Below are 16576 nucleotides of genomic sequence, written 5' to 3' on the forward strand. Positions count from 1 at the left end.
ACAGGCTGAGAGCATGACGGATGCCCTGCTGGACGACGACCTTCGACACGAGCTCACCGGACTTCTGGAACGGGCCGGCATCCGCGCCGAGCGCGGGCTGGTCACACGGCTGCTGCAGACTGCGCTCCTGCTGGGCCGAGAGAACACCGACCGGCTGGATCTGAAGATCGCGTCTGCGGCGCTCAGCGAGATGCATGAGGCCTTCCGGCTGTTCCAGCCCTTCCACCGTGTCCCCAAGGTCACCGTCTTCGGCTCCGCGCGCACGCTGCACGACGACCCGCTGTACGTGCAGGCCCGTGAGGTCGCGGCGGCGCTGGCCGGCGACGGCTGGATGGTGGTGACCGGCGCCGGTCCCGGGATCATGCAGGCGGCCGTGGAGGGTGCGGGCGCGAAGATGTCGCTGGGCGTGTCGATCCGGCTGCCCTTCGAGGAGCCAGCGGACACCATCGTCGCGCAGGACGCCCAGGTCGTCTCGATGAAGTACTTCTTCACCCGCAAGCTCATGCTCATGAAGGAGTCGCGGGGCTTCGTGTGCCTGCCGGGCGGATTCGGCACCATGGACGAGATGTTCGAACTGCTCACCCTGCAGCAGACCGGCAAGGCCGAGCCCATGCCGATCGTGCTCCTGGACGCACCGGGCGGGACCTTCTGGACCGGCTTGAAGACCTTCGTGGACGAGCACCTCGTGCCCGCCGGGGTGATCTATCCCCACGATCTCGACCGGGTGCTGATCACGGACTCCGTCGACGAGGCGGTCGCCGACATCACCGCCTTCTGGCGGAACTACGACTCACTGCGGTGGGTGGGAGACAAGCTCGTGCTGAGGCTGGTGCACGAGCCGACGGATGCCGAGGTGGCGAGCCTCAACGAACGGTTCGGCGAGATGTGCGCGGAAGGGGCCATCGAGCGCTCAGGACCGCTGCAGGCGGAGATCACCGACGGCGATGCGGTGGAGCTTCCCCGGCTGGTGATGAATCTGCGCCAGCGGGCCGTGGGATCGCTGTTCGCCCTCATCCGCGCCATCGACGACCTGCCGTCGGCACTCTGACGACCGCGGCCGAGCCGCTCGCTTTCGGCTATTCTGGACGGATGCCCGCGGAGTGTCTTTCCGCGGAGGAGAGCTGAATAGAGGAGACCGCTGATGGACATCGAACTCGGACTGCTGCGAGGGATCGAGAAGGAGAAGGCGATCCCGTTCGACGAACTGGTGTCGATCATCGAGCAGGCCATCCTCACCGCGTACGGCAAGCACGTCTCCGAGGACGGGACGATCCCCGCCGGAGTCCGCGTCGAGCTGGACCGCAAGACCGGTCATGTCGCGGTGCTGCAGCCCGTGGAGGACGAGGACGGTGCGGTCATCGGCGAGGAGGAGACCACGCCCGCCGACTTCGGCCGCATCGCCGCCTACGCCGCCAAGCAGGTCATCAGCCAGCGGTTGCGCGACATCGCCGATGACGCCGTGCTCGGCGAGTTCCGCGGCAAGGAGGGCGACATCGTCGCCGGAGTCATCCAGCAGGGTCCGAACCCGCGAATGATCCACGTCGACCTCGGCACCGTCGAGGCCATCCTCCCGCCCGAGGAGCAGGTGCCGGGCGAGGAGTACGCGCACGGTACGCGTCTGCGCGTCTACGTCACGAGCGTCGCCAAGGGCACCAAGGGGCCTCAGATCACCGTCTCCCGCACGCACCCGGGCCTCGTGCGCAAGCTCTTCGCGCTCGAAGTGCCCGAGATCGCGGCCGGCCTGGTCGAGATCGTGTCGCTTGCTCGCGAAGCCGGTCACCGCACCAAGATCGCGGTGAAGGCGAACGACCCCTCCGTCAACGCGAAGGGATCGTGCATCGGTGAGATGGGCCGCCGTGTGCGTGCGGTGACCGAGGAGCTGTCGGGGGAGAAGATCGACATCGTCGACCACCACCCCGACCTCGCGACCTTCGTCGCCAACGCCCTCTCGCCCGCGAAGGTGACCTCCTCGTTCGTGCTGGACGCGGGCATCAAGGCCGTGCGCGCGCTGGTTCCCGACTACCAGCTGTCGCTGGCGATCGGCAAGGAAGGTCAGAACGCGCGTCTTGCGGCGAAGCTGACCGGCGCCAAGATCGACATCCAGCCCGACAGCGTGATGGAGTGACGCCTCCCGGCGCGGAGCGCCGGGCTTCGGATATCGTGGTGAGGTGTAGGATGGATGCTGTACGAACGTGTGTCGGTTGCCGCGGACGTGCCTCTCGAACCGCTCTGATCAGGGTGGCCCAGCGTAACGGTGAACTCGTCTTCGACGAGCGAGGCGTGCTGCCGGGGAGGGGCGCCTGGTTGCATCCGACACCCGAATGTCTGGAGGCCGCAGTGCGGCGCCGGGCTTTCGCACGAGCACTTCGCGTTTCCCCCGCCCTCGCCTTTCCGGAGGCGGAGAACGCGCAGACCATCGAACAGTACGGCTCGAAGAACAAAGGCTGAACGGCTATGGAAACAAAGTGAACGGCTCGAAATGAGACCCGTCCGCGACTAATGGTCTGCCCTGTCAGGGTGGACCGACCCCGACAGGAGAATTGTGGCTGCTAAACCACGCGTACACGAGATCGCCGCTGAACTCGGCATCGACAGCAAGTTCGCACTCGCGAAGCTCAAGGAGCTCGGCGAGTTCGTGAAGAGTCCCTCTTCCACCATCGAGCCCCCGGTGGCGCGCAAGCTTCGCGCCGCCATCGAGGCCGATCCCGCGGCGAAGCCCGCAGCAGCCAAGGCGGAGACGAAGCCTGCGGCGAAGACCCCGGCGTCCTCCGGCGCCAAGCCGGGCGCCCCGGTGCCCGGGCCCAAGCCCGGCCCGAAGCCGGCGGCGAAGCCGGAGACTCCCGAGCCGCAGGCCGAGACCGCACCGGCACCCGCCGAGGACAAGCCGGCGGCGACTCCCGGTGCGGCCCAGCCCGCCGCCCCGAAGCCGGGCGGCAGTGCACCCAAGCCCGGCGGCGGCGCCCCCAAGCCCGGCGCATCGCGTCCCGGCAACAGCCCGTTCGCCTCGGCGCAGGGCATGGGCCAGCGCCCGGCGGGTCCGCGCCCGGGCAACAACCCGTTCGCGTCGGCGCAGGGCATGGGCCAGCGGCCGACTCCCGGCAACATCCCCCGCCCGCAGGCTCCGCGGGCCGATTCGCCGCGCCTCGGCGCTCCGCGTCCCGGTCGCCCCGGTGGTCCCGGTGGCGCTCGCGGCGGACAGGGCGGCCGTCCCGGTGGCGCTCCGTTCCAGCAGCGCTCGGGCGGTCCCGGCCGTCCCGGCGGCGCTCCCGGTGCAGGCCCCGGCGCCCGTCCGGGCGGCGGCTTCGCCGGTCGCCCCGGTGGTGGTGGCGGTCGTGGTCGTGGACCAGGCGGCGGTACCGCAGGTGCGTTCGGCAAGGGCGGCGGCAAGAGCAAGCAGCGCAAGTCGCGTCGGGCGAAGCGGCAGGAATTCGAGATGCGGTCGGCGCCGGTCGTCGGCGGCGTCAACGTCTCCAAGGGCAACGGCGAGATCATTCGTCTGCGGCGCGGTGCATCGATCGCCGACTTCGCGGACAAGCTCGAAGCGCTGAACGGCTACACCGTTCAGCCCGGAACGCTGGTCACCATCCTCTTCAACCTCGGCGAGATGGCCACGGCCACCGAGTCGCTGGACGAGGCGACCTTCGAGGTGCTGGGCGAGGAGCTCGGCTACAAGATCCAGATGGTCTCGCCCGAGGATGAGGACAAGGAGCTCCTGGAGGGCTTCGGTCTCGACCTCGAGGCCGAGCTGGAGGCGGAGAGCGAGGACGACCTCGAGATCCGTCCCCCGGTGGTCACCGTCATGGGTCACGTCGACCACGGTAAGACCCGGCTGCTCGACGCGATCCGCCAGTCCAACGTCATCGAGGGCGAGGCCGGTGGCATCACCCAGCACATCGGTGCGTACCAGATCTGGACCGAGCACGACGGCATCGAGCGTGCGGTCACCTTCATCGACACCCCGGGTCACGAGGCGTTCACCGCCATGCGTGCCCGTGGCGCGCAGGTGACCGACATCGCGATCCTCGTGGTCGCCGCCGACGACGGCATCATGCCGCAGACGGTGGAGGCGCTGAACCACGCGCAGGCGGCTGATGTGCCGATCGTGGTCGCGGTGAACAAGGTCGACAAGCCCGAGGCCAACCCGGCCAAGGTGCGTCAGCAGCTCACCGAGTACGGTCTGGTCGCCGAGGAGTACGGCGGAGACGTGCTGTTCGTGGATGTGTCGGCGCGCGCCGGAACGGGCATCCAGGAGCTCGTCGATGCCGTCCTGCTGACGGCCGACGCGGGCCTGGACCTCACGGCCAACCCGAACAAGGCTGCCCGCGGTGTGGCCATCGAGGCGAAGCTCGACAAGGGCCGCGGTTCGGTCGCGACGGTGCTGATCCAGTCCGGAACGCTCCGCGTCGGCGACTCGATCGTGGCGGGTACGGCTTACGGCCGTGTGCGCGCCATGCTCGACGAGAACGGCGAGGCAGTCGAGTACGCGGCTCCGTCGCGTCCAGTGCAGGTGCAGGGACTGAACTCGGTGCCGCGCGCCGGCGACGTCTTCATCGTCACCGAAGAGGACCGCATGGCCCGCCAGATCGCTGAGAAGCGTGAGGCCGTCGAGCGCAACGCCCTGCTGGCCAAGGCCCGCAAGCGCATCTCGCTCGAGGACTTCACCCGCGCGCTCGAAGAGGGCAAGGTCGAGACGCTCAACCTCATCATCAAGGGCGACGTGTCCGGTGCCGTCGAGGCGCTGGAGGAGTCGCTGCTCAAGATCGAGGTCGACGACACCGTGCAGCTGCGCATCATCCACCGCGGTGTGGGCGCTGTCACCGAGTCGGATGTCAACCTCGCGACGATCGACAACGCGATCATCGTGGGCTTCAACGTCCGCCCCGATCCCAAGGCCCGTGAGGCTGCGGTGCGCGAAGGCGTCGACGTCCGGTTCTACTCGGTCATCTACTCGGCGATCGACGAGATCGAGAACTCCCTGAAGGGAATGCTCAAGCCGGAGTTCGAAGAGGTCCAGTCGGGCGTCGCCGAGATCCGCGAGGTGTTCCGCTCCTCGAAGTTCGGCAACATCGCCGGTGTCATCGTCCGTTCCGGAACGATCACGCGCAACGCGAAGGCCCGTGTCATCCGCGATGGCATCGTCCTCGCAGATGGCCTCGCCATCGAGTCGCTGCGTCGTTTCAAGGACGACGTCACCGAGGTGCGCACGGACTTCGAGGCCGGTATCGGCCTGGGCAAGTTCAACGACATCCAGGTCGGCGACGAGATCGAGACCATCGAAATGGTCGAGAAGACACGCAGCTGATCTGATCGGTTCGGGGAGGGGCGCCCGCGGGGCGCCCCTCATTCGTCACACAGGGAGTGGGAATCATGGCTGGAGAACGACAGGCCCGGTTCGCGGACCGCATCCGCGTCATCCTCGCCGAGCGTCTGGAGAAGGGGCTGCGCGACCCGCGCCTCGGGTTCGTGACGATCACCGACGTGCGTGTCAGCGGTGATCTGCAGCACGCTTCCGTGTTCTACACGGTGCTGGGCACCGACGAGGAACGCGTCGCGAGCGGCGCCGCGCTGACCTCGGCGACCGGACTGCTGCGCAAGGAGGTCGGCCGGCAGCTGAACGTGCGCCTCGTGCCCACGTTGGAGTTCATCCCGGACGCTCTGCCGGAGAACGCCGGGCACATCGCCGACCTGCTGCGGCAGGCGCGCGAGCGCGACGAGGAGGTGGCGAAGCTCGCCGTGGGCGCGACCCACGCCGGTGACGCCGACCCCTACGTCCGCGACGAGGACGACGAAGAGGACTGACCGCTGGAAGCGCTCAGCGGGGCAGCATGAGTGTTCCCGCTGCCGCTTCGACGAGCCCGTCGGCGATCAGCGAGTCGATGGCCCGATCGCGCTGAGCCGCGTCGGGCCAGTCGGCGAGCACCTCATCGGCCGGCATCCGATGGTCCGCGGCGTCGCGCAGCGCACGCAGCACCCCGCCGCGCGTCTGCCGATCCGACCCCTCGTAGCGTGCCTGTCGGCGACGGGTGTCACCGGTGTCCGGCCTGCCGGCGGCGAGCCAGGCGCACTGCGCGGCGATCGGGCAGACCTCGCACTTCGGTGTGCGAGCCGTGCACACGACCGCACCCAGTTCCATCATCGCCGCATTGAACATCGCCGATTCGTCGACGTCGTCGGGCATCAGAGCGGACATCCGCTCCAGGTCGCGTCTGGACGGCGGATCCGGCTGGGCGCGGCCGTCGACGGCGCGCGCGATCACCCGGCGCGTGTTGGTGTCGACGACGGGATGCCGGTCGCCGTAGTGGAAGACCGCCACTGCGCGGGCCGTGTAGTCGCCGATGCCCGACAGCTCCAGCAGCGCAGCGACATCACGGGGAACGGCGCCGCCGTGGCGCTCGACGGTCTCCACCGCCGCGCGGTGCAGCCACAGCGCGCGGCGCGGGTAGCCCAGGTTCGCCCACTGGTGCACGACCTCGGCAGGGGTGGCCCGCGACATGGCATCCGGCGTCGGCCACCTCTCCAGCCACGCGGTCAGGTGAGGGATCACCCTCGCCACCGGCGTCTGCTGCAGCATGAACTCGCTGACCAGCGTTCCCCACGCTCCGTAGCGCTCGGAGAATTCCCGCCTGCGCCACGGCAGGTCGCGCGCTGTCTGGCGGTACCATTCGAGCAGGGCCGGACGCCAGGCGGCGGGGGGAATCGTCGCGGTCGGCACGTGTCCAGCCTATGGGCTGAACGGCGAGGTTCCGGTCTGCGGGTGACCCGGCTCCGGGGCGGCGTATCGGTAGGCTGAGCAGGTGGCATCGCATGGCATCCTCCTCGTAGACAAGCCCGGTGGCCTGACCAGTCATGATGTGGTCGCGCGCGTCCGGCGTGCTTGCGGGACCCGCAAGGTCGGGCATGCCGGCACGCTCGATCCGATGGCCACCGGCCTGCTCGTGATCGGCATCGAGGGCGCCACCCGACTGCTGACGTACATCGTCGGCGCCGACAAGACCTACCTCGCCACGATCCGGCTCGGCGCACGCACGACGACCGACGACGCCGAGGGGGACATCACGGAGACGGCGGATGCCGCCGCGTGGGCGGCCGTGGACGACGCGTCGGTGCGCGACGGCATCCGCCGCCTGACGGGTGCGATCTCCCAGGTCCCCAGCTCGGTCTCCGCCATCAAGGTCGCCGGTCGGCGTGCGTACGACCTCGTGCGCGCGGGCGAGAGCGTCGAACTCGCTCCCCGTGAGGTGTCCGTCTCACGTTTCGAGGTGCTCGCCGAGCGACCGTCCGACGGCTTCGTCGACCTCGACGTGATCGTGGACTGCTCCTCCGGCACATACATCCGCGCCCTGGCGCGTGACCTCGGTGACATGCTGGGCGTCGGCGGCCATCTCACGATGCTCCGGCGCACCAGGGTCGGCGGCTTCGACGTGGACGGCGCCGTGGGCGTCGACGGTCTGGAGGGCGCGCCCACGCTGACACCCGCGGAAGCGGCGGCTCGTGTCATGCCGGTGCTGCCGGTCACGGCGGAGGAGGCCCGCGACCTCCGTCACGGGAAGCGCCTGGTCGGCCAGCGACAGCGGCTGACGGCGGCGGAGGTGGCAGCACTGGATCCCGACGGAGTGCTCGTGGGGATCGTCGAGGCGCGCGATCGCGACATCAAGAGCGTCATGAACATGCCGGAGGTGCAGGCGTGATCCTGTGGTTCACCATCGTCCAGATCATCGTCGCCTGCGCGGCGGGCCTGTTCTGCCTCGCGCTGGGCTTCGCCGGTCGCCGGCCCAGCGACTACAGCGTCGGCAGTGTGGCGCTGGTGGAGGCGCTGCTCGTGGTGCAGGCGGTCGTCGCCATCATCGCACCGCTCGTGGGCAACGCGCCGACCGGTGACCTGCTCGAGTACTGGGTCTACCTGATCGGGGCCTTGCTCCTGCCGGTCGGCGGGGTGCTGTGGGCGCTGCTGGATCGCACGCGGTGGAGCACCGTGGTGCTGGGCGTCGTCGGTCTGGCCCTGGCCATCATGCTGTGGCGGATGCAGACGATCTGGACCGTGCAGATCGCGTGATCCGGAGCGGATTAGGATGGTGGACGCAATGTCCCACACCGATGCATCGCCCCAGATCCACGCGCGCACCCGCATGACGGGTATCGGCCGGGTCCTCGTCATCGTCTACGCCGTGATGGCGCTCGGTGCCACCGGACGCAGCTTCGTGCAGATCGTCCGACGCTTCGACGAGGCTCCGCTGGCCTACTCGCTGTCGGCAGGGGCGGCGGTGGTCTACATCGTCGCGACGCTCGCCCTGATCCTGGCGCATCGACGCGGCTGGTACGCGATCGCCTGGACGGCCATCGTGTTCGAACTCACCGGCGTGATCGTCGTGGGCGCCCTGAGTCTGCTCGTGCCGGCGCTGTTCGCCCACGACAGCGTCTGGTCGTACTTCGGCATGGGGTACGTCTTCATCCCGCTCGTGCTGCCGGTCTTCGGTCTCTGGTGGCTGCGCACGCATCCGCCGGCGGGGGAGCGGGCATGATCGTCTTCCGGGATCCGACCGAGGTGCCCGCCGACTTCGGACCCAGTGTGGTCGCGATCGGCAAGTTCGACGGCGTGCACGTCGGTCACCGCGCCGTCATCGAGCGGATGCGCGAGGACGCGCAGGCGGCGAACGCCCGATCCGTCGCAGTGACCTTCGATCGCAACCCGCTCGAGATCCTGCGCCCCGAGGTGTGCCCTCAGAACGTCGTCGCCACCGACCGCAAGATCGCGCTGCTCGGCGAACTGGCGCTGGACGCCACGCTGCTCCTCCGGTTCGATCGAGCTCTGGCGTCGCTGTCGGCCGAGGACTTCGTGCGCACCATCCTCGTCGACGCGCTGCACGTCGTCACGGTGCTCGTCGGTCGTGACTTCCGCTTCGGCCGCGGGGGTCAGGGCGATCCCGCGCTGCTGCGCGAGCTCGGGCCGAGATACGGCTTCACCGTCGACGTCGTCGAGGACGTGCACCCCGAGGGTGCGGAGCGGCGGGTGTCCTCCACCTGGATCCGCGAGATGCTCGCAGCGGGTGATGTCGTCGGGGCGGCCAGGGCGCTGGGACGACCGGTCACCGTGTCGGGCGAGGTCGTGCACGGACTCAAACGCGGTCGCGAGCTCGGTTTCCCCACCGCCAACCTCTCCGAGGTCATCGACGCGCTCGCACCGGCCGACGGCGTCTACGCCGGGTGGCTGGAGGACCACGACACCGGCATCCGGCACCCCGCCGCGATCTCGGTGGGCACCAACCCGACCTTCGACGACGTCCCGCGCCGCCAGGTGGAGGCCCACGTGCTCGACGAGGTCGGGCTGGACCTCTACGGGCATCACGTCACCGTGGAGTTCACCGCGCACCTGCGCGGCATGGTCGCGTTCGACGGCTTGGACGCGCTGATCGCGCAGATGGCCGCCGACGTCTCGGAGGCGCGCGCACGACTCGCGAAGGAATGACGATCGCATCAGTCCTGGGTATGCCGTAAACTGTGCCCTGGCATCCGAGATCCGCCGTACCCGCGCGCAGACCGGAGCAGCCGTCCGCACGGTCCTGGCTGGCGCCACACGCGGATCGCAGTACGAATCGAAGGCCTCTTCGGCGCTTCGGCACTCACGCTCAGGAGGAGCATGCCGACCACGGCGACTGCCGCATCGCGGCGCAAGAAGACCTCTCGTCGAGACGAAGAGGCACCCTTGATCCCGATTCTCGCCCGCAAGGTGCGCGAGATCGAGGCGAAGGCGCAGCGATCGAAGCTCGGACCCACCAACCGGGTCAAGTTCCAGGTGATCGCATTCCTGGTGCGCGAGGAGCGCGCCAGGGTGAAGGCGGATGCGGAGCTGACCGACGCCGCGCGCGCGGAGCTGCTCAAGCGGCTCGACGGCGTGGCGACGATCCTCGCGAAGACCGCGGCGCGGGACACCTCCCTGATCCAGCTGCTCGAAGCCGACCAGGCGACCTCGCCCGTGGCCAAGCGCATGCGCCGCGACTGGTTGCTCGAGTCCGGCGCCGAGCTCGCGCCGGAGGAGCTGATCATCACCGATGTCGCACCCGTGCGCGCCACCGCGGTCGTCCCGGCGGCTCTCGCCGAGAAGCAGGTGACCCCGCCGTCGGTGGAGTCGCGTCAGCTCGCGAACCCCTTCCTCGAGCCCGATCTCACCCCGCGCCCCGCCTCCGTTCCGCGCCGCCGGCTGGACGGCTGGGAGCTCATGGGGCCGCTCTACAAGGCCTTCGAGTCCGGTGCGGGCGGGGGAGCGGCCACGATGGAACTGCCCCCGACCCCGGAGTACGACCACCTCTCGCCGAAGGGCCGCGAGGTGATGGTTCATCAGTCCAGGTTCGTGGAGGCCGTCCGTGCCGGTCACCGAAGCTTCCTGCTCGCCGACGAGCCGGGACTCGGCAAGACCGCGCAGTCGGTGCTCGCGGCATCCGTCGCCGGTGCCTACCCGCTGCTGGTCGTCGTGCCCAACGTGGTGAAGATGAACTGGGCGCGCGAGGTGGAGCTGTGGACTCCGCAGCGCCGTGCGACGGTCATCCAGGGCGACGGCACCGACATCGACGCGTTCGCGGACGTGTTCATCGTGAACTACGAGATCCTCGACCGCCACCTCTCCTGGCTGGGCGAGATCGGACTGAAGGGCATCGTCGTGGACGAGGCGCACTTCATCAAGAACCTCTCTTCGCAGCGCTCGCAGAACGTGCTGGCCCTCGCCGCACGAGTGCGCGAGCGCACCCGTGACCCGCTCCTGCTCGCGCTGACCGGCACCCCGCTGATCAACGACGTCGAGGACTTCGACGCGATCTGGCGGTTCCTCGGCTGGACCAATGGGGAGAAGCCCGAGCCCGCGCTGATGGAGAAGCTGGATGCCACCGGCCTCACGCCGGCAGACAAGTCGTTCTACGCGGAGGCGCGCGACGCGGTGATCTCGATGGGCATCGTGCGGCGCAAGAAGAAGGACGTGGCCGCGGACCTGCCTGACAAGCTCATCGCCGACCTTCCCGTGCAGCTCGACGACGAATTCGGCCGCAGCATCCGGCAGGCCGAGCGCGAACTCGGTGAGCGGATGGCGGCGAAGTACCGGCGCATCGTCGAGGCGCGTGCGGCCGCGCACGGGCCGTCGTCGAAGGGCGACATCAACGACGACATCGTCCGGCTCGTCGCGCACAACGAACTCGAGGAGTCCAAGGCCGCAGGCACCGGCGGTGACAACGTGTTCACCATGGTCCGCAGGATCGGTCAGGCCAAGGCCGGTCTCGCCGCCGACTACGCCGCCCAGCTGCAGCGCTCGGTCGAGAAGGTCGTGTTCTTCGCCAAGCACATCGACGTCATGGATCAGGCGGAGGCGCACTTCGCGGCATCGGGCATCAAGGCGGTCTCGATCCGCGGCGACCAGTCCACGCCGGCGCGTCAGCAGGCCATCGACGCCTTCAACACCGACCCGACGGTCGGCATCGCGGTCTGCTCGCTGACGGCGGCGGGTGTCGGCGTGAACCTGCAGGCCGCGTCGAACGTGGTGCTGGCGGAGCTCAGCTGGACGGCCGCGGAGCAGACCCAGGCCATCGACCGGGTGCACCGCATCGGTCAGGACGAGCCGGTCACGGCGTGGCGCATCATCGCCGCGCACACCATCGACACGAAGATCGCCGAACTCATCGATCAGAAGCAGGGCCTGGCCGCGCGTGCCCTCGACGGCGAGTCCGTCGAGGAGACCGCGGGAGAATCCGTCCAGATGGCTGCGCTCATGCATCTGCTGCGCGAGGCGCTCGGGGCCGACTGAGCGTCATCACCCGCAACGAGGGCGTTAAGAACACCAGTTCTTGACGCCCTCTTTCGGTCAATCGGATGCGATATGGCTAAGTATCCGAAATCGCCCGAGATGGCCTCGCAAGATTATCGGTTTTCATGCACTGTGGAATGGCATCGACCCGGGTTCCCCACTAGGGTCGGATGCAGGCAGCGTCGCCCCAACCCTCTTTTCCCGGATCATGAAGGCAGCAGCATGAAGATCGGCATTCTCACGAGCGGCGGCGACTGCCCCGGACTGAACGCAGTCATCCGCGGCATCGTGCTCAAGGGCACCACCTCGTACGACCTCGAGTTCGTGGGCATCCGCGACGGCTGGCGCGGCGTCGTGGACGGAGACTTCTTCCCCCTGACCAGGCACGAGGTGAAGGGGCTCTCGAAGGTCGGCGGGACCATCCTCGGCACCAGCCGCACCAACCCCTACGAAGGCAGCAGAGGCGGTGCGGAGAACATCGCCAAGACCCTCGCGGCGCACGGCATCGACGGCATCGTGGCGATCGGAGGCGAGGGCACCCTCGCCGCCGCGGACCGTCTCGCCAAGGACGGCATCAACGTCCTGGGCGTGCCGAAGACCATCGACAACGATCTGCGCGCCACCGACTACTCCTTCGGGTTCGACACCGCGGTGAACATCGCCACGGATGCCATGGACCGCCTGCGCACCACCGGCGACTCGCACCAGCGCTGCATGGTCGCCGAGGTCATGGGCCGCCACGTCGGCTGGATCGCCCTGCACGCCGGCATGGCGGCGGGCGCGCATGTCATCTGCATCCCCGAGGTCCCGATGACCATGGACGAGATCTGCGCTCTCGTCTCGCGTGCCAGGGACCGCGGCCGCGCGCCTCTGGTCGTCGTGTCGGAGGGCTTCACCCTCACCGACATGAACGAGGCGTACAGCGACAAGGGGCTGGACGCCTTCAACCGTCCGCGTCTGGGGGGGATCAGTGAGATCCTCGCGCCGGAGATCGAGCGCATCACCGGAATCGAGACGCGCTCCACGGTGCTCGGACACATCCAGCGCGGCGGCTCGCCCTCGGGCTTCGACCGCGTGCTGGCGACGCGCCTCGGCCTGAACGCCGCCGATGCCCTCGTCAACGGCGCCTGGGGGCAGATGGTCGCGATGCGCGGCACCGACATCGTCCTCGTGCCGTTTGAAGAGGCCCTGGGCGAGCTGAACACCGTGCCGCGGGAACGCTACGAAGAAGCCTCCGCGCTCTTCGGCTGACCCTCTGCGCTCTTCGGCTGACCGTTCGCGCTCTGCCGTTCGATCCGTGCCGCGTACGTCGACCACGGGTGCATGTCCCAGAAGTGGTGGGTGTCCGGGCTTCGCACCCGCCGTTGCTGCGCCGCATCCGGGTGCATGTCCCAGAAGTGGTGGGTCGGATGCTGTTCCACCCGCCATTTCTGAGACGGGGTGTCAGCCGCGCCCTGGCCGCCACCCTGCGGCGAACAGTGCGACGGCCACTTTGTCGACGGCGATCTGCGGATTCGGCCGCAGGTGGTGGCTGAGGATGCGGACGTGCTGCCAGCCCTGCGCCCGGATCGCATCCCAGCGGTCGGCGTCTTTGGCGAACTGCGCTTCGTGCGCGTGTCCCCGGCCGTCGTATTCCGGTGCCACCCGATACTCCGGATAGGCGAGGTCGAGGCGGGCCACGAACTCGCCGCTGCTGTCCACCAGGTCCATGTTCAGCACCGGTTCCGGCAGGCCGGCCCGCGTCAGCAGAAGGCGCAGACGGCTCTCCTCGGGGCTCTCGGACCCCGACCGGATCTCCCTCAGGGCGACGGTCAGCAGCCCGCGCACGTCGCCGGCCTCCGCGACCTCCTGGCGCAGCTGCTCGAGGGTGGCGAGGCGGCGGCTCGGGTGGATGAGGAAGTCGCCCGCGAGGATCAGATCATCCAGCTCCCATTGCGACGCCGCCTGACGCCACATGCGCGCGGGCTGCTCGATCGGCAGGCCGCCTGCTCGCCAGCGCGCCGACTCGCGCGCCTGCAGGCGGTGGCCGTGGACTCCCCGCCGACGCGGAAGCGGATGCGGGCGCCGCACGGAGACATGCACCTCACGGCGGCCGGCGGTCGTGTACGGCAGGGGAGCGCCCAGCATGGCGAGTCCCGTCTCGTGGCTCAGGAACTGGTGCGGGGTGAAGGCGGCGGCGAACCCCTGGGCGTCCTCACGCAGGAGTCTCGTGAGTCGCTGCATCCGCTGCGTCGGCGAGAGTGCCGCAGCATCCTCCTCTGATGCCTTGTTCCGCAGCCATCGAACGCCACGGGTCGGAGCCGACAGGTCCCCTGCGCGCAGGCGAGAACGCGCGAGTCCCGCCGCGTGGGCCTGCGCGATGTGGAAGGGGGCGCCGAGGAGGTCGTCGGGAAGCGGCTGCCTGCGAGTCATCCCCGTATCTCACCCGATCACCGCGCATGCGTGGATGCCGGATGCCACCAACTGTGCACAGTCGATCAGGACGACAGAAGTGTGCAGGGCGAATGGTCCGGCATCGTGTCCTCGTCGTGGTGACTCGCGACGGCGCACACCCGCCAGTTCTGGAACACGTCGCGCGCGGCGGATCAGTTCTGGCGGGTGCGAAGGGAGCGCACCCGCCACAACGGGGACATGCAGGGGCGGCGCGCGATCAGTCGGCCAGGCCCAGCACGTCCAGCATCCAGGCGAGCTCGAACGCGCGGTCGCGCCAGGCGTTGTAGCGTCCGCTGACTCCGCCGTGCCCTGCGGACATCTCGCACTTCAGCAGCACATCCTGCGCGCCGGAGTGCCGCAGCGCCGCCACCCACTTCGCCGGCTCCACGTACAGCACGCGCGTGTCGTTCAGCGAGGTCATCGCGAGAATGCGGGGGTAGGCGATGTCGGAGCGGATGTTCTCATACGGCGTGTACGTCTTCATGTAGGCGTACACCTCGGGATCGTGCAGGGGGTCGCCCCATTCGTCCCACTCCACCACGGTCAGCGGCAGGGACGGGTCCAGGATGGAAGTGAGCGCGTCGACGAAGGGCACGTTGGCGAGGATGCCGGCGAACAGCTCAGGGGCGAGGTTGGCGACGGCGCCCATCAGCAGGCCGCCTGCGCTCCCGCCTTCCGCGACCATGAGCTCGGGCGTCGTGACCCCGGCGTCGATCAGATGCCGCGCACTCGCGATGAAGTCGGTGAACGTGTTGCGCTTGTTCAGCTCCTTCCCGTCCTCGTACCAGTGCCGTCCCATCTCCCCGCCGCCGCGCACGTGCGCCACCGCGAAGATCACGCCGCGGTCCATCAGTGACAGGCGCATGGCCGAGAAGCTCGGGTCGATGGAGTGCTCGTACGAGCCGTAGCCGTACAGGTGCACCGGTCGCGCCTTCGCGCCCGGGTCGCCGAACGAGCGCCTCCAGACGAGGGAGACCGGCACCTGCACGCCGTCGGGTGCGGTGGCCCAGACGCGCTGCTGGCCGTAGTCGGCCGGGTCGTACCCGCCGAGCACGGTCATCTGCTTGCGGACGTGCTTCTCACCGGTGGCCAGTTCGAGCTCGAGCACGGTCGACGGCGTCACGAAGGAGGTGTACCCCATGCGCAGGAACGGCGCGTGCCACTCCGGATTCCCACTGAAGTAGGCCTCGTACAGCGGCTCGTCGAACTCGACGACGTCCAGGGTGCCGCTGCGGTAGTCCAGCAGTGCCGCATGCGGCATCCCCTCGGCGCGGAACTCGACGGTCGCGAAGTCGCGGAAGCAGTCCACGTCCAACAGGCGCCGTCCCGGCGTGTGCGGCAGCAGCATCCGCCGCTCACCCTGCGGGTCGGATGCCGAGACCGAGACGAGCTCGAAGTCCAGCGCGCCGTCGTTGTGCAGGATGAGGAGCCGGTCCTCGCCGTCGACGACCGCGTGGTCGACCGAGTACTCGACCCCGTCGCGCCGCGGCCAGACGACGCGGGGCTCGGCATCCGGATCGGACAGATCGATCAGCAGCTCCTCACTGGTGATCTTCGAGCCGAGCCCGATCACCAGGTACCTCTTGCTGCGGGTGACGCCCGCGCCCAGCCAGAACCGCTCGTCGGGCTCGTGGAAGAGCTGGGTGTCCTCGGCAACGGCCGTCCCCAGGCGGTGCATCCACAGGGTGTCGGGCCGCCAGGCCTCGTCACGGGTGGTGTAGACGATCGACTCGGCATCGGGGGTGAAGAACGCCTGGCCGGTGTTCTCGATCACGTCGCCGAGCCGCTCGCCGGTGACCAGGTCGCGCACGTGGACCGTGTAGAGCTCCGATCCCTCGACATCCACCGACCAGAGCATCCGTCGGCCGTCCTCGGAGATGTCGAAGGCCCCGAGCGAGAAGAACTCGTGTCCGTCGGCCTCGACGTTGCCGTCCAGCAGTACCTCCTCGCCGGGGACGGGAACCCCCGGCTCGAGCACCGGAGGGGTCCAGTCGTCGCCGGTCGCGGCGGTACGGCACTGGATGCCGTACTGGGAGCCCTCCTCGGTGCGCCCGTAATACCACCAGTCGCCGCGTCGGGTGGGAACCGACAGGTCGGTCTCCAGGACGCGCGACTTCACCTCCTGGAACAGCCGCTCGCGCAGCGGTTCCAGCCTCGCGGTGCGCGCTTCGGTATAGGCGTTCTCGGCTTCGAGATGGGCGACGACCTCGGCATCGTCCTTGGCTCTGAGCCACTCGTAGGCGTCCTCGAAGGAGTCCCCGTGGTGGGTGCGGGTGATGGGGCGGCGGGCCGCGACGGGCGGCTGAATGCGGGAATCGCTCACCCTCCCACGCTAGCGCGGCGCGCGCGTGCCGAGCGCGT

The 16576-nt window shown here is 69.1% G+C and carries 14 protein-coding genes; 11 read left to right on the forward strand and 3 right to left on the reverse strand.

The genetic code is table 11. The annotated features are described in order from the left end of the window. Positions 1-13 precede the first annotated feature (13 nt). From ACFQY2_RS14660 to rbfA, 5 genes are all read left to right on the forward strand, one after another. Positions 14-1048 carry a TIGR00730 family Rossman fold protein gene (locus ACFQY2_RS14660; protein WP_378746664.1) on the forward strand — a complete coding sequence of 345 codons (1035 nt, stop codon included), beginning with the start codon at positions 14-16 and terminating at the stop codon, positions 1046-1048. A 93-nt stretch (positions 1049-1141) separates the two neighbouring features. Next, positions 1142-2125: a transcription termination factor NusA gene (gene nusA, locus ACFQY2_RS14665; protein ID WP_378746665.1), complete on the forward strand. Its 984-nt coding sequence runs from the start codon at positions 1142-1144 to the stop codon at positions 2123-2125. Positions 2126-2175: 50 nt separating this feature from the next. After that, entirely contained in the window at positions 2176-2448 is a 273-nt protein-coding gene (locus tag ACFQY2_RS14670; protein ID WP_378746666.1) for a YlxR family protein, read from the forward strand. Between the two features lie 94 nt (positions 2449-2542). After that, the gene (gene infB / locus ACFQY2_RS14675; RefSeq protein ID WP_378746667.1) at positions 2543-5302 is read left to right on the forward strand and encodes a translation initiation factor IF-2; all 2760 of its coding nucleotides are present in this window, start codon (positions 2543-2545) and stop codon (positions 5300-5302) included. A 65-nt stretch (positions 5303-5367) separates the two neighbouring features. Further along, complete coding sequence (gene rbfA / locus ACFQY2_RS14680) at positions 5368-5799, forward strand: 30S ribosome-binding factor RbfA (protein ID WP_378746668.1); 432 nt, start codon at positions 5368-5370, stop codon at positions 5797-5799. A gap of 13 nt (positions 5800-5812) precedes the next feature. On the opposite strand, the gene ACFQY2_RS14685 is transcribed toward rbfA, so the two are convergent. Beyond that, positions 5813-6712: an A/G-specific adenine glycosylase gene (locus ACFQY2_RS14685; protein WP_378746669.1), complete on the reverse strand. Its 900-nt coding sequence runs from the start codon at positions 6710-6712 to the stop codon at positions 5813-5815. Positions 6713-6794: 82 nt separating this feature from the next. On the opposite strand from ACFQY2_RS14685, the gene truB reads away from it, so the two are divergent. From truB to ACFQY2_RS14715, 6 genes are all read left to right on the forward strand, one after another. Then, positions 6795-7688 carry a tRNA pseudouridine(55) synthase TruB gene (gene truB, locus ACFQY2_RS14690; protein ID WP_378746671.1) on the forward strand — a complete coding sequence of 298 codons (894 nt, stop codon included), beginning with the start codon at positions 6795-6797 and terminating at the stop codon, positions 7686-7688. After that, positions 7685-8053 carry a hypothetical protein gene (locus tag ACFQY2_RS14695; RefSeq protein ID WP_378746672.1) on the forward strand — a complete coding sequence of 123 codons (369 nt, stop codon included), beginning with the start codon at positions 7685-7687 and terminating at the stop codon, positions 8051-8053. Before truB ends, ACFQY2_RS14695 begins: the two co-directional genes overlap by 4 nt. A gap of 28 nt (positions 8054-8081) precedes the next feature. Next, positions 8082-8519: a hypothetical protein gene (locus ACFQY2_RS14700; protein ID WP_378746673.1), complete on the forward strand. Its 438-nt coding sequence runs from the start codon at positions 8082-8084 to the stop codon at positions 8517-8519. After that, positions 8516-9463 carry a bifunctional riboflavin kinase/FAD synthetase gene (locus tag ACFQY2_RS14705; RefSeq protein WP_378746674.1) on the forward strand — a complete coding sequence of 316 codons (948 nt, stop codon included), beginning with the start codon at positions 8516-8518 and terminating at the stop codon, positions 9461-9463. The genes ACFQY2_RS14700 and ACFQY2_RS14705 overlap by 4 nt, the downstream gene beginning before the upstream one ends. 171 nt (positions 9464-9634) lie before the next feature. Next, positions 9635-11782, forward strand: a complete 2148-nt coding sequence (locus ACFQY2_RS14710) for a DEAD/DEAH box helicase (protein ID WP_378746676.1) — start codon at positions 9635-9637, stop codon at positions 11780-11782. A gap of 222 nt (positions 11783-12004) precedes the next feature. Beyond that, positions 12005-13033: a 6-phosphofructokinase gene (locus tag ACFQY2_RS14715; RefSeq protein WP_378746677.1), complete on the forward strand. Its 1029-nt coding sequence runs from the start codon at positions 12005-12007 to the stop codon at positions 13031-13033. A gap of 192 nt (positions 13034-13225) precedes the next feature. On the opposite strand, the gene ACFQY2_RS14720 is transcribed toward ACFQY2_RS14715, so the two are convergent. Both ACFQY2_RS14720 and ACFQY2_RS14725 read right to left on the reverse strand, forming a co-directional pair. Then, on the reverse strand, positions 13226-14194 hold the full coding sequence (locus tag ACFQY2_RS14720) for a hypothetical protein (protein ID WP_378746678.1): 969 nt from the start codon (positions 14192-14194) through the stop codon (positions 13226-13228). 238 nt (positions 14195-14432) lie between these two features. Then, positions 14433-16538 carry a S9 family peptidase gene (locus ACFQY2_RS14725; protein WP_378746679.1) on the reverse strand — a complete coding sequence of 702 codons (2106 nt, stop codon included), beginning with the start codon at positions 16536-16538 and terminating at the stop codon, positions 14433-14435. Positions 16539-16576: the final 38 nt, after the last annotated feature.

This window comes from Microbacterium sp. GCM10027623 (assembly GCF_042666935.1).
Classification (GTDB): Bacteria; Actinomycetota; Actinomycetes; order Actinomycetales; family Microbacteriaceae; genus Microbacterium.